The sequence below is a fragment of the Alcaligenes faecalis genome (assembly GCF_005311025.1).
Taxonomy (GTDB): Bacteria; Pseudomonadota; Gammaproteobacteria; order Burkholderiales; family Burkholderiaceae_B; genus Alcaligenes; species Alcaligenes phenolicus.
The window spans coordinates 1,758,953-1,785,340 of the sequence record NZ_CP031747.1 but is presented as its reverse complement, the minus strand read 5'-3'; the positions used below and the strand labels follow the sequence as shown (position 1 = coordinate 1,785,340).

General features: G+C 54.9%; 26 protein-coding genes. 8 read left to right on the top strand and 18 right to left on the bottom strand.

What is annotated here, in order from left to right; translation table 11 throughout:
* Positions 1-177: 177 nt before the first annotated feature.
* The 3 genes from D0C27_RS08125 to D0C27_RS08115 all read right to left on the bottom strand — a co-directional run bounded on the left by D0C27_RS08125 (position 178) and on the right by D0C27_RS08115 (position 2,897).
* Entirely contained in the window at positions 178-633 is a 456-nt protein-coding gene (locus D0C27_RS08125; protein WP_137430734.1) for a hypothetical protein, read from the bottom strand.
* Positions 630-1,379, bottom strand: a complete 750-nt coding sequence (locus tag D0C27_RS08120; RefSeq protein WP_137430733.1) for a hypothetical protein — start codon at positions 1,377-1,379, stop codon at positions 630-632. The genes D0C27_RS08125 and D0C27_RS08120 overlap by 4 nt, the downstream gene beginning before the upstream one ends.
* Before the next feature lie 1,272 nt (positions 1,380-2,651).
* Complete coding sequence (locus D0C27_RS08115; protein ID WP_137430732.1) at positions 2,652-2,897, bottom strand: hypothetical protein; 246 nt, start codon at positions 2,895-2,897, stop codon at positions 2,652-2,654.
* Positions 2,898-3,126: 229 nt separating this feature from the next.
* On the opposite strand from D0C27_RS08115, the gene D0C27_RS08110 reads away from it, so the two are divergent.
* Positions 3,127-4,164: a DUF72 domain-containing protein gene (locus D0C27_RS08110; protein WP_137430731.1), complete on the top strand. Its 1,038-nt coding sequence runs from the start codon at positions 3,127-3,129 to the stop codon at positions 4,162-4,164.
* Between the two features lie 108 nt (positions 4,165-4,272).
* Here the strand turns inward: D0C27_RS08110 and D0C27_RS08105 are convergent, their stop codons facing one another.
* Positions 4,273-4,908, bottom strand: a complete 636-nt coding sequence (locus D0C27_RS08105; protein ID WP_009461152.1) for a cysteine hydrolase family protein — start codon at positions 4,906-4,908, stop codon at positions 4,273-4,275.
* 285 nt (positions 4,909-5,193) lie between these two features.
* On the opposite strand from D0C27_RS08105, the gene D0C27_RS08100 reads away from it, so the two are divergent.
* From D0C27_RS08100 to D0C27_RS08090, 3 genes are all read left to right on the top strand, one after another.
* Positions 5,194-6,141 (top strand): helix-turn-helix domain-containing protein, encoded by a 948-nt coding sequence (locus tag D0C27_RS08100; RefSeq protein ID WP_170978556.1) that lies wholly within the window; start codon positions 5,194-5,196, stop codon positions 6,139-6,141.
* 244 nt (positions 6,142-6,385) lie between these two features.
* Positions 6,386-6,796: a hypothetical protein gene (locus D0C27_RS08095; protein WP_009461148.1), complete on the top strand. Its 411-nt coding sequence runs from the start codon at positions 6,386-6,388 to the stop codon at positions 6,794-6,796.
* Positions 6,797-7,006: a helix-turn-helix transcriptional regulator gene (locus tag D0C27_RS08090; protein WP_060186256.1), complete on the top strand. Its 210-nt coding sequence runs from the start codon at positions 6,797-6,799 to the stop codon at positions 7,004-7,006.
* Positions 7,007-7,135: 129 nt separating this feature from the next.
* Here D0C27_RS08090 and D0C27_RS08085 read toward each other — a convergent pair whose 3' ends face one another.
* Positions 7,136-7,909 carry an SDR family oxidoreductase gene (locus D0C27_RS08085; RefSeq protein WP_088451184.1) on the bottom strand — a complete coding sequence of 258 codons (774 nt, stop codon included), beginning with the start codon at positions 7,907-7,909 and terminating at the stop codon, positions 7,136-7,138.
* 193 nt (positions 7,910-8,102) lie between these two features.
* Here D0C27_RS08085 and D0C27_RS08080 point away from each other — a divergent pair, with 193 nt between their 5' ends.
* Positions 8,103-9,005, top strand: coding sequence for a LysR family transcriptional regulator (locus tag D0C27_RS08080; protein ID WP_137430729.1), 903 nt, complete (start codon positions 8,103-8,105; stop codon positions 9,003-9,005).
* A gap of 68 nt (positions 9,006-9,073) precedes the next feature.
* Positions 9,074-9,529 (top strand): GNAT family N-acetyltransferase, encoded by a 456-nt coding sequence (locus D0C27_RS08075; protein WP_137430728.1) that lies wholly within the window; start codon positions 9,074-9,076, stop codon positions 9,527-9,529.
* 132 nt (positions 9,530-9,661) lie between these two features.
* Here D0C27_RS08075 and D0C27_RS08070 read toward each other — a convergent pair whose 3' ends face one another.
* The 10 genes from D0C27_RS08070 to D0C27_RS08025 all read right to left on the bottom strand — a co-directional run bounded on the left by D0C27_RS08070 (position 9,662) and on the right by D0C27_RS08025 (position 20,382).
* Positions 9,662-10,801, bottom strand: a complete 1,140-nt coding sequence (locus D0C27_RS08070; protein ID WP_137430727.1) for a calcium:proton antiporter — start codon at positions 10,799-10,801, stop codon at positions 9,662-9,664.
* 311 nt (positions 10,802-11,112) lie between these two features.
* Entirely contained in the window at positions 11,113-11,991 is an 879-nt protein-coding gene (locus tag D0C27_RS08065; RefSeq protein WP_035271274.1) for a response regulator transcription factor, read from the bottom strand.
* 692 nt (positions 11,992-12,683) lie between these two features.
* Positions 12,684-13,292 carry a 2-hydroxychromene-2-carboxylate isomerase gene (locus tag D0C27_RS08060; protein ID WP_137430726.1) on the bottom strand — a complete coding sequence of 203 codons (609 nt, stop codon included), beginning with the start codon at positions 13,290-13,292 and terminating at the stop codon, positions 12,684-12,686.
* Positions 13,289-14,617, bottom strand: a complete 1,329-nt coding sequence (locus tag D0C27_RS08055; RefSeq protein WP_009461140.1) for an MFS transporter — start codon at positions 14,615-14,617, stop codon at positions 13,289-13,291. The genes D0C27_RS08060 and D0C27_RS08055 overlap by 4 nt, the downstream gene beginning before the upstream one ends.
* 39 nt (positions 14,618-14,656) lie before the next feature.
* Positions 14,657-15,442 carry an aldolase gene (locus D0C27_RS08050; protein ID WP_026485007.1) on the bottom strand — a complete coding sequence of 262 codons (786 nt, stop codon included), beginning with the start codon at positions 15,440-15,442 and terminating at the stop codon, positions 14,657-14,659.
* A gap of 181 nt (positions 15,443-15,623) precedes the next feature.
* Positions 15,624-15,803, bottom strand: a complete 180-nt coding sequence (locus tag D0C27_RS19395) for a hypothetical protein (protein ID WP_137430725.1) — start codon at positions 15,801-15,803, stop codon at positions 15,624-15,626.
* Between the two features lie 13 nt (positions 15,804-15,816).
* Positions 15,817-17,226, bottom strand: coding sequence for a GNAT family N-acetyltransferase (locus D0C27_RS08040; protein WP_137430724.1), 1,410 nt, complete (start codon positions 17,224-17,226; stop codon positions 15,817-15,819).
* Positions 17,227-17,596: 370 nt separating this feature from the next.
* Positions 17,597-18,766 carry a YncE family protein gene (locus D0C27_RS08035; protein ID WP_009461136.1) on the bottom strand — a complete coding sequence of 390 codons (1,170 nt, stop codon included), beginning with the start codon at positions 18,764-18,766 and terminating at the stop codon, positions 17,597-17,599.
* Positions 18,767-18,897: 131 nt separating this feature from the next.
* Positions 18,898-19,371 carry a nucleoside deaminase gene (locus tag D0C27_RS08030; protein ID WP_042482892.1) on the bottom strand — a complete coding sequence of 158 codons (474 nt, stop codon included), beginning with the start codon at positions 19,369-19,371 and terminating at the stop codon, positions 18,898-18,900.
* A 174-nt stretch (positions 19,372-19,545) separates the two neighbouring features.
* Complete coding sequence (locus D0C27_RS08025) at positions 19,546-20,382, bottom strand: bifunctional allantoicase/(S)-ureidoglycine aminohydrolase (protein ID WP_026485011.1); 837 nt, start codon at positions 20,380-20,382, stop codon at positions 19,546-19,548.
* Between the two features lie 261 nt (positions 20,383-20,643).
* On the opposite strand from D0C27_RS08025, the gene D0C27_RS08020 reads away from it, so the two are divergent.
* Positions 20,644-21,519 (top strand): LysR family transcriptional regulator, encoded by an 876-nt coding sequence (locus tag D0C27_RS08020; RefSeq protein ID WP_196784069.1) that lies wholly within the window; start codon positions 20,644-20,646, stop codon positions 21,517-21,519.
* Positions 21,520-21,561: 42 nt separating this feature from the next.
* Here the strand turns inward: D0C27_RS08020 and D0C27_RS08015 are convergent, their stop codons facing one another.
* The 3 genes from D0C27_RS08015 to D0C27_RS08005 all read right to left on the bottom strand — a co-directional run bounded on the left by D0C27_RS08015 (position 21,562) and on the right by D0C27_RS08005 (position 25,200).
* Positions 21,562-22,458, bottom strand: a complete 897-nt coding sequence (locus D0C27_RS08015) for a cation diffusion facilitator family transporter (protein WP_060186263.1) — start codon at positions 22,456-22,458, stop codon at positions 21,562-21,564.
* Positions 22,459-22,654: 196 nt separating this feature from the next.
* Entirely contained in the window at positions 22,655-24,724 is a 2,070-nt protein-coding gene (gene metG, locus D0C27_RS08010; protein WP_035271267.1) for a methionine--tRNA ligase, read from the bottom strand.
* Between the two features lie 218 nt (positions 24,725-24,942).
* Positions 24,943-25,200: a hypothetical protein gene (locus D0C27_RS08005; RefSeq protein ID WP_009461132.1), complete on the bottom strand. Its 258-nt coding sequence runs from the start codon at positions 25,198-25,200 to the stop codon at positions 24,943-24,945.
* 102 nt (positions 25,201-25,302) lie between these two features.
* Between D0C27_RS08005 and apbC the strand changes: the two genes are divergently transcribed.
* Positions 25,303-26,388: an iron-sulfur cluster carrier protein ApbC gene (gene apbC / locus D0C27_RS08000; RefSeq protein ID WP_060186266.1), complete on the top strand. Its 1,086-nt coding sequence runs from the start codon at positions 25,303-25,305 to the stop codon at positions 26,386-26,388.

Here is a 26,388-nt window from a genome sequence, read left to right as displayed (position 1 = left end):
ACGAGACTCCAATTCTGTAGTCTCAGTTTTCAGGTGTGCAACTCTCAGAACAAGAGACGATCTAAAAATGACTTAAATGACATGCCGCGCCTCCGATCTCTGCCTTCGCGAACCGGTCGACCGTTAATTCAATTCCAGAAACTAACCACCCCAAGTAAAAAATCACTTTACATCGAGTTACTTTGACGGCCCAAAGTCCTTCTGATCGCGCCAATTTATAGTGATGTCATAGTATTCGCCATTTGAATAGAAAAGATCAGTAGTATCCATTCGAGTGATGCGATAGACTGCGCTTTTAATTTGCAGCGAAAGTGTAGGATGCCCAGTCGGAATAAGATACACCTTAGCCCAAGCCTTACACATCAATTTATTTTTCAGCCTTTCGATAATCTCAACGTATTGCCTTTCAATTGCAGACAAAGATGAAAAGTCAATATTACCTTTGCTTGCAATATAGACCTCCCCTCGAAGATATTTCGCCGGAATATGGTGCGCATTTTGATTCGCTATAATGGTAAGCGTTTTATCATCAGGAGTATGAGCAGCCTCCCTCAATAGATTCTTTGCTCGTTCCAGTCCAATATTTTTTATTGCGGCTTCCAACAAGTTTGTAGCCTGATCATCAATGTTCATAGCGTTACTCCAAGTCCTCGGATATCCTCAAGGAAGAAATTGAAAAGAGGAGTTCCAGCGTGAACTTTAAGGGCCGGAACTTGCGGAACATAGGTAGAAGAGTTCGTCATAAATATGATCCAAATAAATTTCTCACAATAGACGAATGAATACCTCAAAACCCTATCATGAGCAATCAGCTGCAGATTTGGGTCAGCACTAAACTTAGAGTTCATCACTTGCTTAAACTGATTAATCTTTACCTGAAGATCAACCGGAGTAGAAAGCGAATTTTCGAGGAAATGCTTCGCTTTAGTCTCTGTTGGTTCAGAATGAAGAATCTGGGTCAGTTTCTTTTTCTCTAACCGCGACCTTATAACATTCTCAAAGCGAACAATGGTTCCATCGGAATAGTGAACCCCGATCACCACTCTTTCCGCGCCCTTCAAGTCACTCACATCTTGATCATCAGCACCGATTTCTTTTGAGTTTTTTAGACCGCGATCGACACCTAATGTTCTGAGTCGTTCACGTTGATCCAGGCGCTCATTTATCTGATCCATCAATCCTTGACGCGAATTTTCATCAAAAAACCATTGTAAGGTTCCAATGATCAAAAAAAGAGCGCCGAGATTGGAGCAGACGTCCTGTATCTTTATGTTCAGTATTTTTTTATCAATAGCCATGCCGGCAATAATTAATACCAACCCGACAACACAAAGCAACAACGTTGTTCGCACACTGGAATTACCGGATTCTTTTTTCATGGTCTAATTTTTTAATAAGGGTTGTCGATAAACACGGCTTTACCGTTCAGCCGATTAAGCCAATGTAGCGCAATTGTGAGAACGTCATCGCAAAGTTCCGGAGCAAGTACGCCGACAATGTCTAGCCATCAGTAATTTTCCGATGCAGAGACTTGACGGCACTAAGTATCTACCCGAAAGTAATGTGCAATAACACATCATTGTAATTTGGAAGCAGCTACTAGTTGTTACTCACGGTCGGCATGTCGTTGACGCTCTACCCAAGCCTCGACTGCCAGGTGTTTGTATTGTCCAGCTATGGCGCGATCACCATCCGCCGCCGCCAAGCAAAAGCACAATAAAATTTACTCAAGAGCCTACGCGCGATCGTTCAACACCAAATATTCCCCTATGTCGGTCTCTGTGCGAAATTGCTCGGTGCGCGCCCGAGAGACTGGGTATGCGCTTCCTTGCTTCTCGGCGAAAGAGCGGTTGGGCGAGGTCGTAAAGCTGCTCGACGGGTGGGCGGCGGAGCATGGATGGGATCGTCATGGTGCTCTCCGTTAGAGTTGCCTCGCAAGAGGAAGACGCAGCCGGGACGATGGGAGAGGTCCGATTGGCTCAGTTTTGGATCCAGCTTCTCTCCTGACACAAAGCGTCACGACCAAAGTGAGGGACTGCCCATAGGAAAGAATATTGGAGCGCCAATGCCTCCAACTAGGTTTCTTCTGTGCGAGAAGCCTAGGGATAGTATTGGCTCTCCCATGGGAAGAAGCTAAACAACGAGCATCAAACAAAGGGAATAACTATAGACAAGTTATGTCTCTTATTAATTCCACTCCCGTTGCTTTAGTGGTCAACACACGAACTTGTGTCAACCCTCCCCGCCTGCGGAACGTCAACAAGCCAAGCGCCCGAGCCAATCTCAAACAATAGTAGGGGGTCCTAGGGCCGCTGCGACCGGTCCAAGGTATTGCGTCCTTCAATCGAGCCCACGGAGAGTCAATCTTTATACGAGTTTGCGCATAAGTATTTCGCGCTTACTTCTTCCGAGCACCGGCCCCTGACGTCCCCACATGCCGAAAGTCCGTTGAGCAAGAGTGCTCTGGTAAACTGCTACAGAAGTATCCGACATAGAGTAGCGTTACCCGCTCCATGTTCCTTTTAAATCAAAGTGTTGCGGAAGCTGGTGTAGGAACCTTCGATTCCCATCACCCGCTCCAGTTCTGCTTTGTTTCCCAAGACTGTTGCTCCTAAGCTAACTCTGATCTATTTCGGCGCGGCCTGCGGTTTTTATTTTTCGAATGCCGAGCGAACAGCCTCTACAACACGTTCTGCCAGTTCCTGCTTTTCCAGTTTTGGATACGCCTGTTTCCACTTCCCGGAAAAGTGCCAGCCGTTTTCTTTAAAAGGGCGAATGACCCGAGTGCTGTCTTGTTCAGGCATTCCCAGCACTTCTTTCAGCCTTTCCTGGGCTCGTTGGAAGGTCATCAGAATGCGGACTTCTCCGACCATTTCACTATGGATGTTTTGTGTCACGTCTTGCGCGGTGTGCCTTCTTCATAGGTCGTCGGCTTACCAACGTGATAAGAGCTTGCGTAATGTCCCATAAACGGGCGTGAAAACAGTAATTTCGTACGTTTTAGAATTCTAAAAAGAACGTGAATATAGTAATAAAACTAGGATTTTGTTGAAAATGATAAAAACCAAGTTTGGCTTGGGTCTTACCCAGTTTGCTTGAGCTCTCTCCCATGGCACTATACCCAGCATGCAAGAAGATCTTTTCGGCGATGCCATTCCCCAGCCACCCGCCTCAAAGCCCGCTGCTCCTTCCCGACGCAAAATCACCAAAGTCAGCCTTGCTGCTTCCGCGCTGGAGCTAAGCGATCTGGCCGCTCAGCTTCCTGAAACCTTGCGTTTCGGTGTCTCCACCTGGTCCTACCCCGGTTGGGAAGGCTTGATCTGGGATGGCGAGTACGAGTCGAGCATCTTGTCCAAACACGGCCTGGAGGCCTATCACCAGCATCCCTTGATGCGCACCGTCTGTGTGGATCGCACCTTCTGGCGTCCTTTGACGGTCACGCAGTATTCCGCCTATGCCGCTCAGGTTGATGAAGATTTCCGCTTCGTTGTGAAATGTCCTTCCATGATTACGGACGCTCAAGTTCGTGATGAGCAGGGCAAGGTACGCAAATCTAATCCGGACTTTTTGGATATTCGTCTGGCTGTAGAGCAGTTCGTGCAGCCTGCAGTCGAGGGCTTGCGTGCCAAGTTGGGCGTCTTGGTCTTCCAGTTAAGCCCTCTGTCCTGGGGCTGGTTGAGTCGTCCGGCAGAGTTGTTCGACAAGTTGGGGCTGATGCTGGCAGCGGCGCGTGAGGCTTTGCCGCAAGGCTCACAGGTGGTGCTTGCGGTAGAGGTAAGAGATCCAGAGCTGTTGACTCAACATCTTGTCGATACACTCAAGGCCAATGGCGCGACATTTTGTCTGGGGCTGCATGGCAAGATGCCGCCGATTGAAGAGCAACTGCCCGTCTTGCGCGCCTTGTGGCCGGGACCCTTGGTGTGTCGCTGGAACTTGAACCGGGAGTTTGGTGCTTATGGCTATGCCGATGCTCAAAAAAAGCATACCCCCTTCGATGCCATTGTCAGCGAGGACGTGCATACTCGCACGGTGCTGGCCCGCACGATTCGCGGGATCACGGGGGCGGGGCAGGCGGCATATGTGACGATCAGCAATGATGCGGAAGGCTGTGCGCCGCTCTCCATTCAGCGGCTGGCGCAACTTGTTGTGGCACAAGAAAAATAACCTCAGGTCTTGGGAAGCGATCCTTAAAAGTGGGGCAGTTCACAAGACCTGTGGTGCTGCCTGATGAGCTGGAGGCTCAATGCATGCAGGTTCTGGTCCGGTTCGTGATTATTGTCTGGATTTGTGAATCAGCTCATCCGTCGTCATGACATGCGCGGTGGATACCGCCAGCACCCCCAAGGTGACGCGGTGTACTTCTTCAGCCGGAATCGCCCCAAAGCCCATATCCGGGTAGTTGTAGGTGCCTGTGGCATCAGAGATAAAGGCCACTTTGTAGCCATGGAACATGGCATCGCGAGCCGTAGCGTGGCAGCAGTTTTCAGTGGTCACGCCGGTGATGACAACGGTGTCGATCTTGCGAGTACGCAAGATGATGTCCAGGTCGGTGCCAAAGAACGCGCTGTACCGGTGCTTCTTGATGACGACTTCATCCCCCTGTGGGGCTACTTCGGGGTAGATATCAACGCCCGCTGTCTCATCTACCAGCCCCACCTGGTTTTGAATCGGAGGGTAAATCTCTCCGAACAGGCCCATATCGCAGCCGTTGCGGCGGTGGGCGTGGGCGGTGAAGATCACTTCCATGCCAGTTTGGCGAGCGTGGCCCAGCAGTTTTTGCAGGCGGGGCATCAACTCCATGCCCATGGGTGTTTCCAGTGGGGCGCCGGGTGCGATGAAGTCGTTCTGCATGTCGATCACAATGACCGCCGTGCTGCTGGGGTTGATTTGATCAATCTGAATAGCCATTTCATTCTCCTTTGGTTTGCTCACGGCCGGGCGACTGTGTATTTGGTATTGCCGCTGCCGGTGTCATAGACGCTTGTAGAGTAGGAGGGTGGCGCAGTTCTGGCTTGGCTGCCACTGCCAGTTTTACGTTTTTTTTGACTGTGCCTGCCATCCTGGACAGTACACGGGCAGGGAGCTGAGGCTTGGTATTTTCAAGGCTTGTCTGTCTTTGGGTAATGGACGTAATCTTGTTGAAAAACGATTAATCCATCGGTGCAGATAGCCCCGATTATGGAGACTGAACCTATGACAGCGATCATAGCGGTCAAGCCCGGAGACAGCTTTGAGCACTGGCACGAGGTCACTTGCAGGCAGTTTTCACAGACCGAGTGCAGCCAGATTGCCCGGCCCCAGTTTCAGGCGCGGGTCACCCTCACTAGTTTTGGTGGTTTGGGCCTGAGCAGCATCTGGTCTGCCACCCCTCAGGGGGAGGCGATACGGGTGAACAGACGGCAGGCCGATATCCGTAAAGATCAGCGCGATTGTTTCATGCTGTGGCTCATGCTGGATGGTCATATTCAACTGAGCCAGGACGGACGCTACGTCAGCCTGGGAACAGGGGATCTGGTACTTCAGGATCAATCTCGGCCTTTTGATCTGGAGCTGGGCTCTTTGGCTCACGCGGCCATGGTCATGATTCCCCGCCCCTTATTGGCATCGCGCTTGCCCTCGGTGAGCAATCTGGCAGCGCGTCGTATTGCAGCCAACTCGCGTCTGGGGCCGATGGCTGGCGCCTTGGTCAAGCAACTGCTTGGTATGGGGGAGGCGGCAGCGGACGGTATGGATCAGCGTGTGACGGCTTCTGTGCTGGATATCTTCTCCGCGGTATTCGAGTCTGACGCTCCTGCGCTTTCTCGGGGCACTCGTCAGGAGCGGCGGCTGGAGCAGGTTCAGGCTTATATGCGTGCACATTTGCATGAGGATGGGCTGGATGTGGACCAGATTGCCCGTGCTTCGTCCATGGCGACTCGCACTCTGTATCGGCTCTTTGCGCTTGAAGCGACCACACCCATGCAATGGCTGTGGGAGCAGCGTTTGATCCAGAGCTATCGTTTGTTGGAGGGCGGGAAACCTAAACGGGTGACCGAAGTGGCCATGGCCTGTGGCTTCAAGGACCTCTCTCATTTCAGCCGTCTATTTCAGGCGCGGTTTGGGCAATCTCCCTCGACCCTAGGCTACACGGGCAGGTCTTGAACTTTGCCTGTTCAAGTGGCTTTATATCCAGGCTGCGTGTTGGGGGGTAGCAACGCGCGCAGGTGCCAGCTGCAAATCTCGTTTTTATGGTCAGAACGTGTAGGCCCAGATAGACCAGCCAGCCAATCGGAATGCTTGCTGGTTGACTGGCTCTATATTCAAAAATGTAAAGTAAACCTTACTTATTGACAAGTAGTTTTGACTTCTATAAAGTCAGGTTTACTTTACATTCAGGTGCTTAACCATGCTTGCCAACCGTAACTCTTCCTCTGCGCCGTCACCAGGTCGCAGCTATCTGATTCGCACTTTGCTCTTTATGGGCGTGTACATCCTGGTCAATGCCTTGACCATTCTGGGCCTGTTTGACAGCCTGCTCGGTCGGCCTGTTGGTTGGCTGATTGCCATAGCCGTCGCCTTGCCTGTGGCCGGACAAGTCTGGGCCACCTTGCGCTTGATGGCGCAAAGCGATGAGTTCGTGCGGGTGATCGTGGCTAAGTGCTTTGTGCTGGCCTCAGGCGCAACCTTGACCTTGTGGACAGCCTGGGGCTTTGGGGAAACCTACGCCGCTGCGCCCCATATTCCTGCCTGGCTGATTTACCCCTTCTTTTGGGCTGTGTTCGCTCTGGTTTCACCCTTTGTCCGGACTAGCGATTAAATGAAAAATCGATTGCGTGTATTGCGGGCCGAGGCGAACTGGACGCAGGCAGATTTGGCAGAGCGTTTGGGTGTGTCCCGGCAGGCGGTGAATGCGCTGGAAACGGGCAAACATGCACCGTCCCTGGATTTGGCATTCAAGATTAGTGCCTTGTTCGAGCAGACCGTAGAAGATATTTTCGAGAACCCGTATCAGGAATCTCGGGCTTGAACGCGGTTACGTTCTGGCTGGCATTCCCACTTGTGGATGCCTTTTGGAAATCCATGCGCAGGTATTGAGAAAAGCCAGTGCTCAAGCCCGAAGCAGTGATCTTGCAGGCTCAGACACTGGCTTGCCTTCTTACTTGGTGGTGTAACCACCGTTGATCAGAATGGTCTGGCCGGTAATCCACCAGCCGTCACTGACCAGATGACGGATAAAGGGCACGACATCTTCAATGTCCGTCAGCCCGGTCTTGGAGTAGGGGGACAGGGCGGCCGCGGTCCTGTGATAGGCCACGGCATCCTCCCCCTCGGCTGGATAGAAGAAGGGCGTATCCATAGGACCAGGGCCCACCGCCGTGACGGAAATACCGCGTGCGCCATATTCTTTGGCGGCGGCGCGGGTGTAGTGTTCTACCGGCGCTTTGGTGCCGGCATACGCGGCGTAAAAGGGGGTGAAGGCACCCAGCAGGGATGTGACCAGGGTGCAGACTTTACCATTGTCCTGTACGTGTTTGCCGGCTTCTTTCAGGAAGAAAAAAGCAGTTTTGGAGTTGATGTCGCTCATCTCCTCGTACTCGGCTTCACTCACTTCGGTCAGTGGCTTTTTCAGTACTTTGCCCACCGTGTTGATGGCGATATCAGGGCGGCCAATTGCGGCGACGGTATCGCTAAACAGTTTTTCCATGGCACTAGCCGAACGCAAGTCGGCCTGGAAGGCGACGGCTTGTGCACCAGTTGCCTGGATGGCTTTGACGGTGGCTTCGGCATCCGCTTTGGAGCTGTCGCTGTTGTAGTGAATGGCAATGGCGCGCGCTCCTTGCTCTGCCAGGTCGCGGGCGATCAGGCCGCCCAGATTCTTTGCCCCGCCTGCAATCAGAACGGTTTTACCTTTGATGCTGTGCTTTGCCATGATGACTCCTTGCTAGTGTGGGCTGCGGGCTGCAAGCCTTTTCGTTTTTTCATGATATAAGTCGATGGAATTGTTTAAATCATCTAGTTCTGACATCATTTGTCTGAAAAAACGAACAATACGCACCGCCGCTTGAGTCAACCGGGTCTAGCCATTCTGCCCGTGTTTTGCCGCTGCTTATCTGGAGAAAGTTATGGACCGCATTGACCTGTTTCGCATCTTTACGCGGGTCGTGGAGTGTGCCAATTTCACCCGCGCGGCGGATACCTTGGGTATGCCGCGCTCTTCGGTGTCGGCCGCCATTCAGGAGCTGGAAGGGCGAGTGGGCGCTCGCCTGTTGAATCGCACCACCCGCAAAGTGACAGTCACGCAAGATGGTGCGGCGTTTTACGAGCGCTGTCTGCGCGTGATTGCCGATGTGCAGGAAACCGAAAACCTGTTTCGCCAAGCCAGTGTGGGGCCTAGTGGCACGATCAAGGTGGATGTGCCGGGGCGGGTAGGCCGCCTGATTGTGGCACCTGCGCTGCCGGAGTTTCTGGAGCGCTATCCGCATGTCCATGTGCATCTGGGCGTGACGGACCGCGAGGTGAATCTGATCGAGGAGCAGGTGGATTGTGTGCTGCGAGTGGGACCCCTAAGTGATTCGGGCCTGATCGCTAGAAAAATGGGCAGCTTGCCCTTGATCAATGTAGCCAGCCCCGCTTATCTTGCCAGTTATGGCATGCCCCAGACGCCAACGGATCTGGAAAACCATCAAGTGGTGCGTTATGCCTCGCCCACCAGCGAGCGTGTGGCTCCTTGGGAGTGGATGGAGCAGGACAAGCGTCAGGTGCTGGATCTGCCAGGTCGTGTGACGGTGAATAATGCCGAGGCCTATATTGCCTGCTGTCTGTCCGGCTTGGGGCTAATTCAGATCCCTGCTTACGATGTGCAGGCGCATTTGCAATCAGGTGAATTGGTGGAGGTGCTACCGGATCACCGTGCCGCTCCCATGCCCATGTCCTTGCTGTATTTGCATCGCCAACACTTGTCGCGTCGTTTTCAGGTGTTTGCGGATTGGCTGGAAAATTTGTTGCGTCATTCCGCCTTGGAATGAGGCTGGTCTCGAACGTTTTTGTCTGGGGCTGCTCCAAGCTGCAGCGGACAACTCAAAACGGGGTAGCGATGGAAATCAGAAGAATTCGTGCGACGGACTGGGACTGGATACAGCAATGGTTCCAGGACGAGGACTTGAACCGCGAGTTGGGGCCACTGGATCAGGAGTGGCTGGAGCACGTGTTGAACCAAAGCGATGGCGCCCAGCTGGTTGCCGAGCAGAACGGTCAGCCCATTGGTTTGATTGGGTGTGCCTGGGGAGATGGGCGAAATCTGCCACATGCAATTACCGATATTGCTGTTGCGCCGCCATTACGCGGCAATGGTCAGGCCGGAGCCATGCTGGAAGCGGTATTGGCTTGGCCAGGCCATCCCCCATGTCGTAAATGGGTGGCTTTTGTGTTCCCGGAAAACCAGCGTGCCTGCCGCTTTTTTACGCGCTTGGGGTGGGAGCACGTGGACTTTGCCGATGGTATGAACGAGTTCGAGTACAAGTGTGTTCGTTCGGAACCGGATCGATCCTGAGCAGCTCGGTTTCTGTCAGTAAATCATAGACCTTGAGTGACAGGCGCTTGGGCCACGAAGGCCCGCTATGCTTGTCTGTCCCGTTGGATAGGTGCAAACAAAGCCGGTTTGGCTCTGTTTGCCTTGTTCTTCTCAGGGATAAAACAGCAGCAGCCCGAACACGGCGAAAACCATCAGATGCATATAGCCTTGAATGGGTGAGGTTCGCTTGCTGCTAAAGCTCAAGATACTGAGCAGTGCCGTGATCAGAAACAACACGATTTCCATATTGCTGATGCCCATGATCACTTGCTTGCCGGTGATCAGACCAATCATCAGCACTACCGGCACAGTCAGCCCCACGGTAGAGACGAAGGCACCCAGACACAGATTGATGGCGCGCTGCATTTCATTATTCATGGCCGCCTTGATCGCAGTGATGGACTCCGGGGTGAATACGATAATTGCGATCAGTACACCGCCGACGGCAACGGGGGCGCCCGAGGCGGCGATACCGTAGTCCGTCACAATGGCCAGATCGTGTGCCAACAGGACGATAGGCAGGATCAGGGCGATCAGCACCAGACTGCGTATCAGCATCGCGCGAGTCGCCTGGGGATCACGCGGTGTGGGTGTCGTATCTTCAGTGCTTTGAATCGCCTGATTGGGCTGCACATAGTCATGGCGGTGACTGCCCATTTGCAGATACAGAAAGATGGCATAGACCAGGCCCGTCAGAACCGAAATGCCAATGGCCTGGGTGGTGCTGAACTCACCCGCATTGCTGGTGTAGTTGGGCAAGATCAGGCCCATACTGGTCAGCAAGACGATCATGGACAAGTAAGTATTGGTGCCTTGGCGGTTGAACGCCTGATCGCCATTGCGCGCTGCGCCGGCAATCAGACACAGGCCGGTGATCAGGTTCAGGATGATCATCATCACGGCGTAGATCGAGTCCCGACCTATGGTGGGAAAGTCGCCCGGCCCCAGCAGTACCGAGGCAATCAGGATAACTTCGATCAGCACAATGGACAGGGTCAGGATCAGGGTGCCGTAGGGCTCGCCCAGTTGGTGGGCCAGGTGGTCGGCTTCACGGACCACACCAAACGAGGCCGCCAGGATGGTCACGAACAGCACCAGAAAGACGATGGCCGCCGTGGTGCCGTTCAGGGAGTCTCCCAGCCATTGCCCGCCGAAAATCATGAACAGGACAACAATGGACCAGGAACCGAGCAGACGCAGCCAGGTGATGGGAGTAATGAGTTGAGTTGAGGGTGATGCAGGGTGGGCCATCGTGGATGCTCCGCCAAAGAGGTAGGGCCGTCCCTGTACTGAAAAGGCAGATCCAGGTCGTCCCGGATCTGTTTTGAATTGAACTATTCAAGTAGCCACGATTTTATCACCTTGCCCCTTGGCGGCAAGTGCGGACCCTCTGAAACCGGATTTGTGTGGCGTGCAGCCATCTTTTTCTGTATCTGGCCACGGTGGAGGCGTGAAGGGCGGGTTCCTTTATCACCTTCCTGGCATTGTTTCGTTCGGCTGTTTTATTTTTGTGTGAGTCTGGCGCGAGTCTCCTGTGGACCTTGTTCTTTTCCTGTTGCCATTTACGGCGGACACCATCCAGATGAGAAAACAGGTGGGCCCATGGAGCGAATACATGGTGTGTTTTCTGTATAGGGTTTGTTCTTCTCCATAGCCTGGCGGAATTTTCCGGGAGACACTCCCGCATACGTTTTGAATGCGGTAGAGAAATTGGCCGGGCTGGAAAATCCTAAATCGGTTGCAATCACATCAATTTTCAAGGCCGTAGTCTTCAGCAAATACTCGGCCCGATACATACGCTGCAATCGGATATAACTGCTCACACTTAGGCCAAAATTACGCTGAAATATATTCATGATTTTTCGACGTGAAATCTTGAACATATCGCACAGTTCTTTTTGACTGGGCGGTGCACCCAGATTGGCATCAATGGTTTTCTGAATGGCATGGATCAGCATGCTGGTTTCGGCTGTCGTGCTGGGCCGCTGGCTTGGCATCTTGCCCGGTACAAGTGCAGGCGCCATCTGCTTGGGGCAGCGCAAGGGCACGTTGATACGTTCTTTGACTTCATCGACCGCATACGGATTGCCAATGTAATCAACCGCACCAGCCTTTAGAAAAGTGACGCATTCATCGCTGCTGCCATCCATGCGTGAATCCAGAATGATGATGGGGATTTGAGCCGTGGCTTTTAATCCTTGCAACATATGGGTCAAGGACAAAGCGTCTATCCCCGTCAATTGCTTATCCATCAGGATAAGCTCGGGTAGCGTTAATTGGGCCTTGGTATATCCTTGCACTCCGTCAGCAGCAACAGAAACCCGAAAAGCACCAGCCAGCAGGGCTTGAAGAAGTTGTTCGTGCTGTCGAGTGTTATTGGAGATCAGCAGAATCCTGATTTTTTGATCTGGCTGATACTTTATAGTGGCGTATTTGTTCAATATAAAGCCCCGCGCCCTTCTTCTGACGAAGACGGCTACCTTTACTGGCATTGCTCAAGTAGCCAATTTCCTCAGAATACAGACTCAATGAATAGATAAAATCTATCGATATGATTCGTACGGCAGACATAACATTCTGTATCAATGGAAAAAGTAAATTTTCAAAATTGCTCATTGCATTTCATTTTTGGCAGGCGGCATGCCGAAAGCCCGAAACTCGGGCCTTAAGGCGGACCCAAAAGTCCAATTTCAGGAATGCTACGCTGGCGTATCGGTGAATTTTCCTGGCAGGAAAAGGCGTGATTCTACGGCTTTTACCTCTGAATAAAGGACTATGTCCAGGCAGGCCAGCCGCGGTTTTGCCCGCACTAGTGTGCATCTGGATGAGGCCGTCCGGGGAAGATTGTGAGGCTCTTTGGGTGACGATTTGTTCAAGCAGCAAGCGCAGCCCGTAGCGAGGCGTTTATTTGCCGCTTTTTTGTTGGATTTTGACCAAGCACGGATGCTCGCCGTTGATGACTGTTATGGCTATTAGAGCGATTTCGGGATAGACCGTTTGAATCATTTTGATGGCTTGGGGGCAGGGCTTGAGCCTGCGAACCAAGCTGTAAACAAGTAGAGCGGGGCAAGGTGGATAAACCTTGCCCCGCCCTTGTTTTAAAAACAGTCAGGCTTGGTGTCGGGGTTGTGCTTCAAGCTGGCGCAGGATGCAGGGCGATGGCTTCGTCCAGCATGTCCAGCCTGTCCTGACCCCAGAACAGTTCGCCCTGATACACATAGGAGGGCGAACCGAAGACACCGGCTTTAATGGCCTCTTCGGTGTGGGCTTGATACTGCGCCTGCATCAGCGGTGCCTGTTTCAGCCAGTAGTCTGCATCCAGCTGCTGTGCTTGCAGGATTCGAGCCAGTTGTGTGGGGTCAGCAATGTTCTGCTCCTCGCACCATTGCGCCCGCAAAATGGCTTTGTACAGATCCAGTACCGGCAGACCAGCCTGATTGATAGCAATCACCAGGGTGGAGGCCAGCGTGGCGTCTGGGCACATGAAGCGCGGTGTGGGATTGACGTGTATGCCCAATTTGCGACACCAGCGTTTAAGCTCTGCAATGCGATAAGCCTGACGTTCTGGTGAGCGCTGTCCCAGCAGGACACCGCCTGTACGTGCATAGACTTGCGGCAAGTCCACGGGTTTGTAGTGGATAGGGATGCCATGCTTGCGAGCAATCGCTTCCAGTCTGTCGGCTCCCAGGTAGGCCCAGTCCGAATTCATCCAGAAGTAGTAGTGAATACCGGCTGCGTTCATGTGCGTACCTTTCGGCTGGATAGGGCGGGAAGGGAGAAGTGCGTCGGCCCATGCATGAACCAGGTACTGGCAAAAGCAATCAGACCCAGCGCGCTCAGGTACCAGACGATGTAGTCGGGTTGACCGTCGCCATAGGCCAGCAGGGAGGTCGCCACCAAGGGAGCCAGGCCGCCACCGATGGCACCGGATACCTGCACGGCAATGGAGATGCCGCTGTACCGCACTTCAGGTGGAAATTGCGTGGAAAACAGGCCACCTTGCGGGCCATACAGCGCGGCATACACCAGCCCAATCGCAATCACCAAAGCCAGGGTGATGGTCCTGGAATCCAGGCTGCCCAGCATGGAAAAGAAGGTGGAGGAGAATGCCAGCATGCAGATCGTGCCTGCCATAAAGACCCATTTGAAGCCGATTCGGTCGCCCAATACGCCAAACAGGGGCATGGTGAACAAGGCCGCAAAGGCGCCCCAGACGGTAGCATCCAGCATGACGCTGCGCTCTACTCCCAAGGTGGTGGTGGCGTAAGCCAGGGCAAAGGTCACCACGGTGTAGAACCAGGTCACTTCTGCCAGACGGCCTCCCACGACCAGCAGGACTTCGCGTGGGTAATGACGCAGAACTTCCAGAGCAGGAATTGGAACCTGTTTGCCCTTTTTGCTCATTTGCTCGAAGTCGGGGGATTCGGCCACTTTGGCACGTATCCACCAACCCACCAGCAGCAGGGCGACGCTGGCTAGAAAGGGCAGGCGCCAACCCCAGGACAGCATGTCTTCCTCAGGCAAGCTGGCGACGGCTCCCATAGCCAGGGAAGACAGGATCAGGCCGGGGGCTACCCCTGTTTGCGGCAAGCTGCCAAAAAAGCCCTTTTTGCCTTCCGGGGCATGTTCAACCGCCATCAACACGGCTCCGCCCCATTCTCCGCCTACTGCGATACCTTGCAGAAAGCGCATCAGCACCAGCAGCACAGCGGCCCAGTAGCCAATGCTTTCATAAGAGGGAATCAGGCCGATCAGGATGGTGGGGATTCCCATTAGAAAGAGCGTGATCAGTAGCATGGATTTGCGGCCCAGCTTGTCGCCAAAATGGCCGAAAACAAATCCTCCTAAAGGACGGGCGAAAAAGCCCACAGAGTAGGTGGCAAAGGCCGCCAGCGTGCCCGTAATCGGGTCAAAGGCGGGGAAAAAGATCTTGTTGAAAATCAGTGCGGCAGCGGTGCCGTACAGGAAAAAGTCATACCACTCTATGGTGGTTCCCATCATGCTGGCCAAGCCAGCGGTAACGTACTGGCGCGACGAACGCGCCTGTCCATTGTTAGGCATCGTCATGGCGACCTCCTGGTGGAAGCGGGGTATTGGTTGCGGGCGTCAGCGAGTTTTAGTTAAGGGCGCAATGCCTTGGGTCTGACGGGACCAGTAGTCAAAGGTAGCGTTAACAATGGAGGGCTTGAGCAGATAGTCGTGCGCTTCGGCCGCCAAGGTATCGTCCACAGGGGTAAGTGGGCCAAAGGCCGCTTGTGCACGCACTTGCAGACGTGCGGCGCGTTCCAGATACACCGACAGGTAAGTGGCTTCCTGGCAGCTTTTACCTGCGGTCAGATAACCGTGGTGGGCCAGAATAATGGCACGCTTGTCACCCAGGGCTTTGGAGATGATGACACCTTCCTGATCGGCAATGGGCACGCCAGGCCATTCGCCCAAAAATGCACAGTCATTGTGCAGAGGCGTCATATCCATTTGCGAAATCACCAAGGGCTGGCGGGCGGTGGCCAATACCGTGGCCCAGGGCGAGTGTGTATGGATGATGGAATTGACGTCGGGGCGAGCTTCGTAGACCCACAGGTGAAAGCGTGTGGCCGGGTTGGCCATGCCTTCGCCGCTAAGGGTATTCAAGTCGCGGTCAACTTCAATGAAGTCTTCGGGGGTGGCTTCGTCAAAACCCAGACCAAAGCGCAAGGTCCAATACGCACCGGGGCGCTCGGAACGGACGCTGATCTGGCCGGCCAAACCAGCTTCCTGCTCGGTCATGGCCAGGATGCGGCAGGCAAATGCCATGGTTTCGCGGGTGTCGCGTTGCACTTGCTGTAGATGAGTGGCCATCTCTTTGGTGGCGCGTTCATCAAAATAGGATTTGTCTCTGAGTGGGGTATCCATGTGCTTGTCTCCTTTGGTAGGCCTCGTCGATCCTTGTGCCGACGATGGGATTCATTGTCTTGATTTACATCAAGAGGAGCTATGCGCGCTGGCTCATAGCTCCTATTCCATTTGCTTGGAGCCTTATCAAGGAGACGAGCCCGGCAGTGGTGCCGGGCCGTTAGACAAGCGCTGGGGCTGCTTAACCCTGGCGCCAGCGGGAGCGCTCGCGGCGTCGCGAGCGGGACCAGGGATGTTGCACCTTATGCGGCTGTGGCCGGGGGTCGGGTGGATGTCGCGTGTCATTGCTTTCCACGGGATTGGAGTCCGGTTTAGGCGAGTCCAGAAAGACATTGATGGAACAATCGCAATCGAGGTACATGGACAGTCCTTTGTCAACGTGAAGAAAGGGGAGGCGGTACGCAGGCTCCGTTCCGGACCTGGGAGGCTCCCGAAAAAAACGTGTCGTAGCTTTCTTGCAGGGCATGCAGGATCATTTCGGGGTAATGGTCATGCTCGGTGGGCAGACGCAATTGCAGCTGTGCCAGATGCTCGTTGTCCTGCTGCCCGCCCCACTGCTTGTGATAGTGGCCGTGCTGATAGCCGCGCAGTTGGCGCAAGCGGTTCAGGGCATTCTTGCCCGCGTAGGAGTGGTAGAGCGTGTCCAGTGTCAGACCACAAAGAGCAGCCAGTTGGGTAAAGCCGCTGAAATCGAACTGGCGTGTCTCCAGAACGCGCAAGGTAAAGTGTTCCAGAGCCGTCATGATGGCCGTAGAGTCGCTGGCGGTGGCTGATGCGTGCTGGAGCTGATCCAGTGCGGTGGCGGCTTCTTGCTCGCGCAGCGCATCGTTGGCACGCAGTACATCGCACAGACCAAAATGCAGGATGTCGATCAGCTCCAGTTGGAGTTGCGGCAGATTGCGCTCGCTATGCTGCCACCACTTCCAGTCCAGGTAATCGGCCAGCTCCGCACATTCCACCCAGATCGCCCGGTAGTAGTCCTGCTTGGCCACTCGCCAGTTCGGATCAATCAGCTGATTCAGCTCGGTTTGCAGGGCCAGCATTTGCTTTAAGCGGCGGGCCCCGGGACCGGCTGGAGCGACAGTTATTTGCTGCCCCAAACGATGTTTCTGACGACCTTGATCGTCAAAGTTTTCAGGTGCCAGCCAGGCCTGGAAATTCGCTTTCAGGGCTGGCCAGTCCTGGTCGGTAATGGAGAACCAGGCTGTATCGCGCGAGCGGCCCTTGTACACAATCGCCTGACGGAAGATACCTTCATAACGAAAGCCCAATCGTCGTGCAGCGGCTTGGGAGGGGGCATTGTGTGTGTCGCACTTCCATTCGTAGCGACGGTAGCCCAGTCCATCAATTGCATAAGCCATCAACAGGTAGTGGGCTTCGGTGGCCATACGGGTTTGTTTCAGAGCGGGCGACCAGGCTACAAAGCCCACTTCAATGCAGCCGTTTTGTGGTTCGATCCGCATCAGGGACAAGGTGCCCAATGCGCGACCCGTGGTTTGTTCGACGACGGCGTAATGCACGGCATTGCTGGCCTGGCTGATGGTTTGCAGGTGCTGGTCGAACTGTGCGCGGTTGTTAAAGGGGCCTACAGACAAATAGGTCCAGTCGCGGCCATCGCTGGCGTTGCTGTAGGCCTCGTACAGGCTGTCGCCATGTTGTTCCGGGTTCACGGCTTCCAGACGGCAGTATTTGCCGTGCAGAACGCAGCGTGCTGGCTGCGGGCGGGCCTGCCAATGAGGGAGCGAGGGGCCAATAGGCTGGTGATACGCGTTCAGCTGAACCATGACTTGTCTTCAATAGAAAACGCTCCAGAAATGCCAATCTGTGGCACAGCTGGAGGCGGGAAAGGGAGTGTGGGGCCGGGAGACAAGAGGCGTCTTGCTAGGCCACTAATTGATTCTATTGAGCAAGTGGCCGGTTGCAGCAATCCGCTTTGCTGCTTGTTTCCAGACCGCATTGCTAAAACAGCGTTGAAACGCCCAAGAGCCAGCGATGGCGGGCCTTGGCTTAGGGCTTGAACAGCGGACAAAACTATCCTGCGGCCAAGGCACAGATGAGGGGCAGGCCGCCTGGCAGACCAAAGTGGCAGGTACAAAAAAAGCCGAGCTGCCTTGTGGGCAGTCTCGGCTTGGGACCAGGCTTTAAGCCAGGGGCTTAGAGCTGATTCAGGTTCAGACGCAGAACGCTGTCCTTGGCACCTTTCAGGTAGTGCGGGCTCTTGTCGCCATGAGGGATTTTGATAGTGACAAAAGCGGTCTGGCCGTCAGCGCTCAGCGTGACGCTGTTGGGGTGCACAGGGGCGCTGATACGGTGTTTAACAGCCAAGGTGTTGGCATCCAGAATGGTGACCGAACCTGTACCGGCTGGTGTTTCACGATCCACGCCACGGTTGGTAGCGATCAGCTCTTTGCGAGCGTCGTTGTACACGATATCCAGCAGCCCCAGACCCACTTCAGCCGTGTTTTCCACTTTGCCGGAGCTGGTGTCGAATTGGTAGATCTTGCCGGTATTGGCGTCAGCGCCAAATAGTTTCTTGCCATCCGCGCTCAGGGCGATGTTCACGAAGAAGTGGCGGGAATCTTCACGTTTATCGCTTTTTGCATCGCCAGTGGTGAAGCGCTGTTCGATAGCGCCGGTGGCCGGGTTGATGACGGCAATTTCATCCTTGCCGCCGTGGCCCACGAACAGACGCTTGGTGTTGGCATCGTAGGCAGCGCCAGCAGGCCACAAGCCCACGTTATCGATATTGTGCAGGATACGACCGTCGGCGCCATCCACAATCCATACGCGGCCTCCTTCGGAGGGATTGGTCACGAAGATGCGGTTGTCTTGCTCGTCAATAACGACTTTACGGGTGTGTTCCCAGCCGCCCTTGTCTTCTTTTTGACCCAGTTGGATCAGTTGCTTGACGGTGCCATTCAGGCTGTTGATTGCCAGCAGCGAGCCGTCCAGGGTGTTGCCCACGTACAGAGTGTGAGTTTTCTGGTTCAGGCCCAGTGCAAAGGCACGGCGCGGCAATTGGATCAGCTGCGATTCACGCAGCGTGTCCTGGTCCAGAACGTGCAGGAAGCCAGCAGCACGGTCTTCAAACAAAGGAGTAGCAGCAACAAACAACTGCTTGCTGTCCTTGGCGGCCAGAATTTCGTAGGCACCATCAATGGTGTCCTGACGGAAAGTGACCTGTGCCTGAGGCGCAGTCGCATTAAAGGACGATGTTTGGCCCGCCTGTTGCGATTGCGGTGCAGTCTGGCATGCACTGAGCAGCAAAGCGCCCATTACGGAGGCAACAATCATTTTTAAAGAGGCTGGGCGGGACGCAATCATGTATTTCCTTTGGGATTCAATAAATGAGAATCGTTACTATAACTGCTCTGTTTTATAAACTTTTCTGACTTGTCTGTCTATGTAAATACGCAAAACCCTGCTTGATGGCAGGGTTTTGAATGGTCTTTGTTTTAGTCCTGCTTGGAGCCGTTTCCAAATCGGGCTTGCCAGGCTTCATACACTTTGCGTTTTTCAGGCAAGGGCAGGTGTTCCATTTTTACGCCCTGTTTGCCAAAGTCCTGCTGCATTTTTTTGTAGAAGGATTCGGTGGACCAGCCAAAGGGTTCGCCTTCCTCATCGTCGGCGCAATACACCACGCGCTCCACGCCCGAGGCGATCATGGCGGCCATGCACATGGGGCAGGGGATGCCGCTGGCATACATGGTGCTGCCTGCATGGCTGCTGCTTTTCACGTTCTGGCTGGCAGTACGCAGCGCCTGGATCTCAGCGTGCGCGGTGGGGTCATGGGCAATGTAGGTCTCATTAACCCCTTCGGCCAGAACTTGACCATCGCGGACCAGCACTGCGCCAAAGGGCTGACCGCCGCGGGCGACATTCTCTTCGGCGATCTGGATGGAGCGCAGCAGATAGTGTTTATCGTTCATGTTTTTCTCCTGTAGAGAAGCAAGGTTGGAATGAGCCTTGGAACCAGAGTCCCTATTTGCGCCTTGTGGGACCCCTGCGGGCACAGGCGGCATCAGGGGGACGCGTTCCGGTTTGGCGTGTTTGTAATGCAAAACAGCCGCTGACGGGCAGCGGCTGTTCTGTTTCAGACCATATTAGCGGGTGCCGCCAAGTGTCAGATTGGCATGACGGTTTACGTCTTTGTACAGCAAGTAGCGGAAACGGCCTGGTCCGCCTGCGTAGCAAGCCTGCGGGCAGAAAGCGCGCAGCCACATGAAGTCACCGGCTTCCACTTCAACCCAGTCCTGGTTCAGACGGTACACCGCCTTACCTTCCAGAACGTACAGACCGTGTTCCATCACGTGCGTTTCAGCGAAGGGGATCACGCCACCGGGTTCAAAGTTCACGATGTTCACGTGCATGTCGTGACGCAGGTCGGACATGTCGGTGAAACGGGTGGTGCTCCAACGGCCTTCGGTGTCAGGCATGACGCCAGGTTTCACGTCTTTTTCGTTGGTCACAAAGGCTTCAGGGGCATCCAGGCCTTCCACACGCTGGTAGCGCTTGCGAATCCAGTGGAAGTTGGCCAGCTCGCCCGTGCGGTTGTGCAAGGTCCAGTTGGTGGAAGGAGGAATAAAGGCATAGCCGCCTTCTTCCATGATGTGCTTGGTGCCTTCCAGAACCAGTTCCAGCTGGCCCTTGACGACAAAAATCACGCCTTCGGCTTCGGGGTCGGACTCAGGGTTGTTGCTGCCACCCTGTGGGCCTACTTCCATGATGTATTGGGAGAAGGTCTCGGCAAAGCCGGACAGAGGACGTGCCAATACCCACAGACGGGTATTTTCCCAACCGGGCAGGTAGCTGGTCACGATGTCTTGCAGCACGCCTTTGGGCAGCACGGCATAGGCCTCGGTGAACATGGCGCGGTCCGTCAGCAACTGAGTCTGAGGAGGATGGCCACCTGGAGGGGCGTAGTAATTGACTTTGGACATGTTGATTCCCATTGAAATTCAGTAAGGAAAAATCTGTCGAACGGCACGGCGCAATCCCGGCGGCTGGCAAAAGGCACAGGCGGGATGTCGTTGTAATGCGCGGGACCAATACACCTTAACGACTGCTGGTGATATTTACAAATTAAATGTATAAATCTCTAGTATTTGTTTTTTGAATAAAAGGGCGGTGGGGTGGATTGCCCTGGCGGATTTCAGAAAGGGTTTGAACATATGGATCATCAACTATCAAGCAGTCCCAGCCTGAATCGGCCTTTGTACGACCTGGACCTGCTGCTGGCCTTGTTGACGGTAGTCGATTGCGGCAGCTTCACGGCGGCCGCAACGCGTTTGCATTCCACGCAGTCCACGATCAGCCAGAAAGTGCGGCGCCTGGAGGAACTGGCCGGGCTGCGTCTGCTGGACCGGGCTAGCCGGGGCGTCAGCACGACTGAAGCGGGGCAGACCCTGTTGGGGTACGCCCGCCAGATGCTGGCTTTGAATCATCAGCTGTCTGAAGCCCTGTCCGGTTCTCTGGTGACTATTTCCGTGCGTCTTGGCGTGCCTGAGGACTTTACCAATGGACAGACCATGCGGGCCTTGGCGGGCTTCAACCGTCGCTTCCCGCAGGTGCGTCTGGAAGTCAGTAGCGGCTTGAGCAGCGACCTGCTGGCCGCGTACGATCAGGGTGAGCTGGATCTGGTGCTGGTCAAGCAGCGTCACAATGCCCGTGAAGCGGTGGCGTGTCTGCCCGAGCAGACGGCCTGGGTGGATAGCGCGACTGATCCGGTCTTTCATCTGGACCCCATCCCCTTGGTGACCTTCCCGCGTAGGGGTGTGTATCGAGAGGAAATCATCAGTGCTGTCGAGTCCTTGGGACGTCGTTGGCGTATCAGCTTTACCAGTTCCAGCTTGAGCGGTATTCAGGGGGCGGTGGCAGACGGGATGGGGATCAGCTTGCTGCCGCGGCGTGCGGTGCGCGATGACCATATTGAATTGGGCCAAGCACAAGGTCTGCCCCGTATCGATGCTTTTGAACTGGCAATTTTGCATCGACCTCATGCCAATGAGATGGTGACGGCCTTGTCCCGTGTGCTGGTGGAGATGCTGGCGCCCGAGAGCGCCCGCCGTCCTGGATAGCCTGCTGTTGGGCTGGCGAGGCTCGTAGAGCTTAGACAGGGTTTAGCGCTGGGGTGTGACCGGATCAAAGTGTGTCATGACATCCAGCACGGGCTCTTCGGCCATCACACGGTCCCGTGCGGCCACGGCAATGGCATGACCTTGAGCAATAGTCAGGGTGCTGTCCATTTCCAGATCCACTTCTACCCAGATCATGTCACCCAGTTTGCGGGTCCGTAGCTGGTGTATGCCTTCCACACCGGGGGTCTCGCGCAAGAGCTTGGCAATGCGCTCTTCCGTTTCCTGATCGACCGCTTTATCGGTCAGGTCGTGAAATGCGCCAATAGAAAACTTCCAGCCCATGCGCAGAATCATCAAACCCACAATACTGGCGGCCAAGGGGTCGCCCAAAGGCAGACCTGCCAGGTTGGCCATCACCCCGACGCTAACGACCAGCGAGGAGGCTGCGTCGGAGCGCGCGTGCCAGGCATTGGCAACCAGCATGGTCGAGCGCAAACGCTTCGCGACACGCAACATGTAGCGAAACAGAAGTTCTTTACTACAGAGTGCGATGAAGGCAATGGCCAGGGCAATCGGGTGTACTGCTTCGATGCTGCTGGGGTCGCGCAAGGAAGACACAGCATTCCATAACATGCCCAGTCCTACGGCCAGCAAGAGGCCGCCAATGGCCAGGGTGGCCGCCGTTTCGTACCGCAAATGTCCGTAAGGGTGATCTGCGTCCGGACCTCGACGGCTATGGCGGTTGGCGATCAGCACTACAAAGTCTGACAGCAGGTCGGACAGGGAGTGGATGGCGTCAGCAATCAGGGCCTGCGAATGAGCAAACAGACCCACCACAATTTGCAGCACGCTCAAACTGATATTGACGATGACACTGACCCAGGTGGAGCGCTGTGCACCAAGGTGCCGATCCAGTTCAGAAGGGGGGATGTTTTCCATGCCAAGAGGTCCTTGCATTCAAAGCAGCAGACTGTGCATCAATACAGCAGTTTCAAGATAAAGAGTGTATCGGCTTTCCTGGGTTACGGGTCGCTGAAAGGGGCTTGGCAGGCTGTTTTGAGCCTGTTCTTTGGTATATGTAGACAAAAAAGCCTCGCTTTTTCGGCGAGGCTCTTTTGCGTATCAGGAATGCGTCTTAATTGATGCGCATACCGGGCTGGGCACCGGGGAATGGTTCCAGAATATAGATGCCTTGATCCACGGCATCATCCGCATGGCTGGCCGCCAGAACCATGCCCTCGGATACGCCGAAACGCATCTTGCGAGGAGCCAGGTTAGCGACCAGTACCGTCAGCTTGCCGATCAGATCTTCGGGCTGGTAAGCCGACTTGATGCCGGAGAACACTTGGCGCAAGCGGCCTTCGCCAGCGTCCAGGCTCAGACGCAGCAGCTTGTCCGAGCCTTCCACGGCTTCGCAACTGACGATTTTGGCAATGCGCAGGTCCACCTTGATGAAGTCTTTGATGTCGATGGTTTCGGCAATGGCTTCACCACCGGGCAGCACGACGGGAGCGGGTGGCGGAGCCAGCAGCTCGTCCACCATGGCGCTGTCTACACGCTGCATCAGATGCTTGAAGGGAGCGATGTGATCAGGCAAGGCAGCCACGTCGTCCCAGACAAAGTCGCGGTCCAGACCAAACAGTTCGTGGGCCACGCGATGGGTCAGGGTGGGCAAGATGGCGGTCAGCATGACGGACAAGCCCTTGAAGCCAGCCAGGGTGCGCGAGCAAATATCTTGCAGCGCATCTTTCTGAGCTTGCTCGGCGGTCGCAATGCCTTTGGCCATGACCCAGGGCTGGGCGGTATCAAAAGCCTGGTTGATGATGTCGGCCTGAGCCATGATCTGGCGCACGGCACGACCATACTCGCGGCTTTCCAAGTCGGCGCGGACTTTCTCGGCGACTTCCTTGAGCTGGTTTTGCAGTTCGGAGGTGTCGCCTTGGTAAGCCAGCTTGCCATCAAAATGCTTGCTGATGAAGTTGGCGGCACGGCTGGCGATGTTCACGTACTTGCCAATCAGGTCGCTGTTGACGCGGGCAATGAAGTCGTCAGGATTGAAATCCATGTCTTCGACGTGCGAGTTCAGCTTGGCGGCCATGTAATAGCGCATCCACTCTGCATCCATGCCCAGCTCCAAGTAGCGCAGGGGCGAAATGCCGGTGCCGCGACTCTTGGACATTTTCTCGCCGCTAACTGTGATGAAACCGTGCACGTTCAAGGCGTCAGGCACTTTACGGCCGGAGAACTTCAGCATGGCAGGCCAGAACAGGGCGTGGAAGTACACGATGTCCTTGCCGATGAAGTGGACCTGCTCGGTGCTGCCTTCCGGATCCAGCAAGGCATCAAAGTCCAGACCGGCCTTGGCGCAGTAGGCTTTCAAGGAGGCCAGATAGCCAACAGGCGCATCCAGCCAGACGTAGAAATATTTGCCGGGAGCGTCCGGAATCGGGATGCCGTAGTAGGGTTCGTCGCGGGAAATGTCCCAGTCGTTCAGAGAGGCCTCTGCGCCTTCGCCTGTACCCAGCCATTCGCGGGTCTTGCCCAGCACTTCCGATTGCAGACGCGGCTTGCCCTGGGCGTTCTTGCCCGTGGTCCACTCTTGCAGGAAGGCTACGCAGCGCGGGTCGGACAAGCGGAAGAAAAAGTGTTCCGAGGTCTTTAACACCGGACGCGCATTGGTCAGGGTGGAGTAGGGTTCGATCAGTTCGGTAGGAGCGTAAACCGCACTACAGACTTCGCAGCTGTCGCCGTACTGGTCCTTGGCGTGACACTTGGGGCACTCGCCCTTGATGTAACGATCGGGCAGGAACATGCCTTTGACCGGATCGTAGAACTGTTCGATGGTGCGGGTGTCAATAAAGCCGGCGCTTTTCAGCGTGCGGTAGATATCCTGGGCCAGTTCGACGTTGTCTGGCGAGTCCGTACGGTGCCAGTGGTCGAATTTGACGTTAAAGCCGTTCAGGTAGGTGGGGCGCTCGGCCGCGATCTTGTCTACCAACTGAGCGGGGGTAATGCCAGCGCTTTCTGCTTTGAGCATGATGGGCGCGCCATGGGCGTCGTCCGCACACACAAAATGCACAGTATGTCCCGACATTCGCATGGACCGAACCCAGATGTCGGCCTGGATATATTCCATGATGTGGCCGATGTGAAACGAGCCGTTGGCATACGGCAGGGCGGTCGTAACAAATATCGTTCGTGACATGACTTAACAAAATAAAAGAGAAAGGGAACAAGGATTCTACGGTCTATTGCACACTTGTGCTGCGCCAGACCGAGGAATGTCCACGGGCAAAGTGCTGATGGGCAATTGCGAATGATACAAATGCACACACCCTGAGCCTTTGACGACTCAGGGTGTTCGGGGGCAGTGCCTAATCAGCGTTGCTGCTCGCCAAAGGCTTGGCGAACAGTCAAGAACTGTTAAGGAATCTCGCGCATCTCGATGTCGGTGACATCACGCGAACGTGGTGTGGTCGACTGTTTGCTGGCAGCGGCAGGGCGGCGGCGCTGGTCCCAGTAGGCTTTAACGCCGAAAGGACGGCCACTAATACGCGCCACAATGTATAAAATGCCGATCGCAATAGCGGTAGAAACCATGAAGATAAACGCCATGATTGCACCGAAAATTGTCAGCAAGACAAAGAGGGCTGTGCGGATAATCTGGTTAAATGTGTTCATAGGGTTAGTATGACATCATAAGTGTAAAAAAATTCCTCTTGAACCGCTAATTTTCTGGTTTAAAGGTATGGTGATGTTTCTTTATATCAAGGTTTTGGATAAATGACAGTGAGTTCCGAGCGCGTGTTGCAAGCCCTGGCGAGTGTGACCGATCCCAACACGTTAAAGAAGTTATCGGTCGATGCGGGTCGATGCGAACTGAGCATTGACCAGAACCAGGTTGAGCTGACTTTGCACCTGCCCTATACGGCTTATGACATTCAGGGACAGCTGCGCGAACGTATCGAGCAAGCCTTGGCAGGCGTGGGTGCCACCCTGTCCAAGCTGCATTTGAATCCCCGCATTGGCGTGCATGCTGTGCAGGAAGGGTTGCGACCCATGCCCAATATCCGCAACATTATTGCGGTGTCCTCGGGCAAGGGCGGTGTGGGTAAAAGTACAACGTCGGTGAACCTGGCTTTGGCCTTGCATATGCAAGGTGCGCGTGTTGGTTTGCTGGATGCGGATATTTATGGCCCTAGCGTGCCCACCATGCTGGGCCTGCACGAGCGCCCGCGCAGTGCAGACGGCAAGATGATGGAGCCGCTGATCGGTCACGGTCTGCAAGCCAACTCGATTGGTTTCCTGCTGGACGAAGACGCTCCCGCAATCTGGCGCGGCCCGATGGCAACCCAGGCGTTGACACAGCTGCTTACACAAACGCGTTGGGATGATCTGGACTACCTGATTATCGATATGCCTCCCGGCACTGGCGATATCGCCTTGACCTTGTCGCAAAAAGTGCCTTTGACGGGTGCGGTGATTGTGACCACCCCTCAGGATCTGGCGCTGATCGACGCCAAGCGTGGCTTGAACATGTTCCAGAAGGTGAATGTGCCTGTTCTGGGTATTGTGGAAAACATGTCGGTCCATATCTGCTCGAACTGTGGTCATGCTGACCCGGTCTTCGGTCAGCATGGTGGTCGCGATATGGCCAGCCAGTTCAACGTGCCTTGGCTGGGTGCCTTGCCGTTGGCAATGAGCATTCGGGCTCAGACCGACTCCGGTACCCCGACGGTGATTGCCAGCGCAGACAGTCCCGAGGCCCGCCTGTATCACGAGATTGCCAATCGCGTTTCGGCTAACTTGTCGCAACTTCCTCCAGACACGTCGGGGCAGCGCCCCAAGGTTGTTCCTCGTCCTCTTTGA

Coding starts and splice junctions, on each gene's coding strand:
- D0C27_RS08125 (WP_137430734.1), bottom strand. CDS start 633: ATGAACATTGATGATCAGGCTACAAACTTGTTGGAAGCCGCAATAAAA.
- D0C27_RS08120 (WP_137430733.1), bottom strand. CDS start 1,379: ATGAAAAAAGAATCCGGTAATTCCAGTGTGCGAACAACGTTGTTGCTT.
- D0C27_RS08110 (WP_137430731.1), top strand. CDS start 3,127: ATGCAAGAAGATCTTTTCGGCGATGCCATTCCCCAGCCACCCGCCTCA.
- D0C27_RS08105 (WP_009461152.1), bottom strand. CDS start 4,908: ATGGCTATTCAGATTGATCAAATCAACCCCAGCAGCACGGCGGTCATT.
- D0C27_RS08100 (WP_170978556.1), top strand. CDS start 5,194: ATGACAGCGATCATAGCGGTCAAGCCCGGAGACAGCTTTGAGCACTGG.
- D0C27_RS08095 (WP_009461148.1), top strand. CDS start 6,386: ATGCTTGCCAACCGTAACTCTTCCTCTGCGCCGTCACCAGGTCGCAGC.
- D0C27_RS08090 (WP_060186256.1), top strand. CDS start 6,797: ATGAAAAATCGATTGCGTGTATTGCGGGCCGAGGCGAACTGGACGCAG.
- D0C27_RS08085 (WP_088451184.1), bottom strand. CDS start 7,909: ATGGCAAAGCACAGCATCAAAGGTAAAACCGTTCTGATTGCAGGCGGG.
- D0C27_RS08080 (WP_137430729.1), top strand. CDS start 8,103: ATGGACCGCATTGACCTGTTTCGCATCTTTACGCGGGTCGTGGAGTGT.
- D0C27_RS08075 (WP_137430728.1), top strand. CDS start 9,074: ATGGAAATCAGAAGAATTCGTGCGACGGACTGGGACTGGATACAGCAA.
- D0C27_RS08070 (WP_137430727.1), bottom strand. CDS start 10,801: ATGGCCCACCCTGCATCACCCTCAACTCAACTCATTACTCCCATCACC.
- D0C27_RS08060 (WP_137430726.1), bottom strand. CDS start 13,292: ATGAACGCAGCCGGTATTCACTACTACTTCTGGATGAATTCGGACTGG.
- D0C27_RS08055 (WP_009461140.1), bottom strand. CDS start 14,617: ATGACGATGCCTAACAATGGACAGGCGCGTTCGTCGCGCCAGTACGTT.
- D0C27_RS08050 (WP_026485007.1), bottom strand. CDS start 15,442: ATGGATACCCCACTCAGAGACAAATCCTATTTTGATGAACGCGCCACC.
- D0C27_RS19395 (WP_137430725.1), bottom strand. CDS start 15,803: ATGTACCTCGATTGCGATTGTTCCATCAATGTCTTTCTGGACTCGCCT.
- D0C27_RS08040 (WP_137430724.1), bottom strand. CDS start 17,226: ATGGTTCAGCTGAACGCGTATCACCAGCCTATTGGCCCCTCGCTCCCT.
- D0C27_RS08035 (WP_009461136.1), bottom strand. CDS start 18,766: ATGATTGCGTCCCGCCCAGCCTCTTTAAAAATGATTGTTGCCTCCGTA.
- D0C27_RS08030 (WP_042482892.1), bottom strand. CDS start 19,371: ATGAACGATAAACACTATCTGCTGCGCTCCATCCAGATCGCCGAAGAG.
- D0C27_RS08025 (WP_026485011.1), bottom strand. CDS start 20,382: ATGTCCAAAGTCAATTACTACGCCCCTCCAGGTGGCCATCCTCCTCAG.
- D0C27_RS08015 (WP_060186263.1), bottom strand. CDS start 22,458: ATGGAAAACATCCCCCCTTCTGAACTGGATCGGCACCTTGGTGCACAG.
- metG (WP_035271267.1), bottom strand. CDS start 24,724: ATGTCACGAACGATATTTGTTACGACCGCCCTGCCGTATGCCAACGGC.
- D0C27_RS08005 (WP_009461132.1), bottom strand. CDS start 25,200: ATGAACACATTTAACCAGATTATCCGCACAGCCCTCTTTGTCTTGCTG.
- apbC (WP_060186266.1), top strand. CDS start 25,303: ATGACAGTGAGTTCCGAGCGCGTGTTGCAAGCCCTGGCGAGTGTGACC.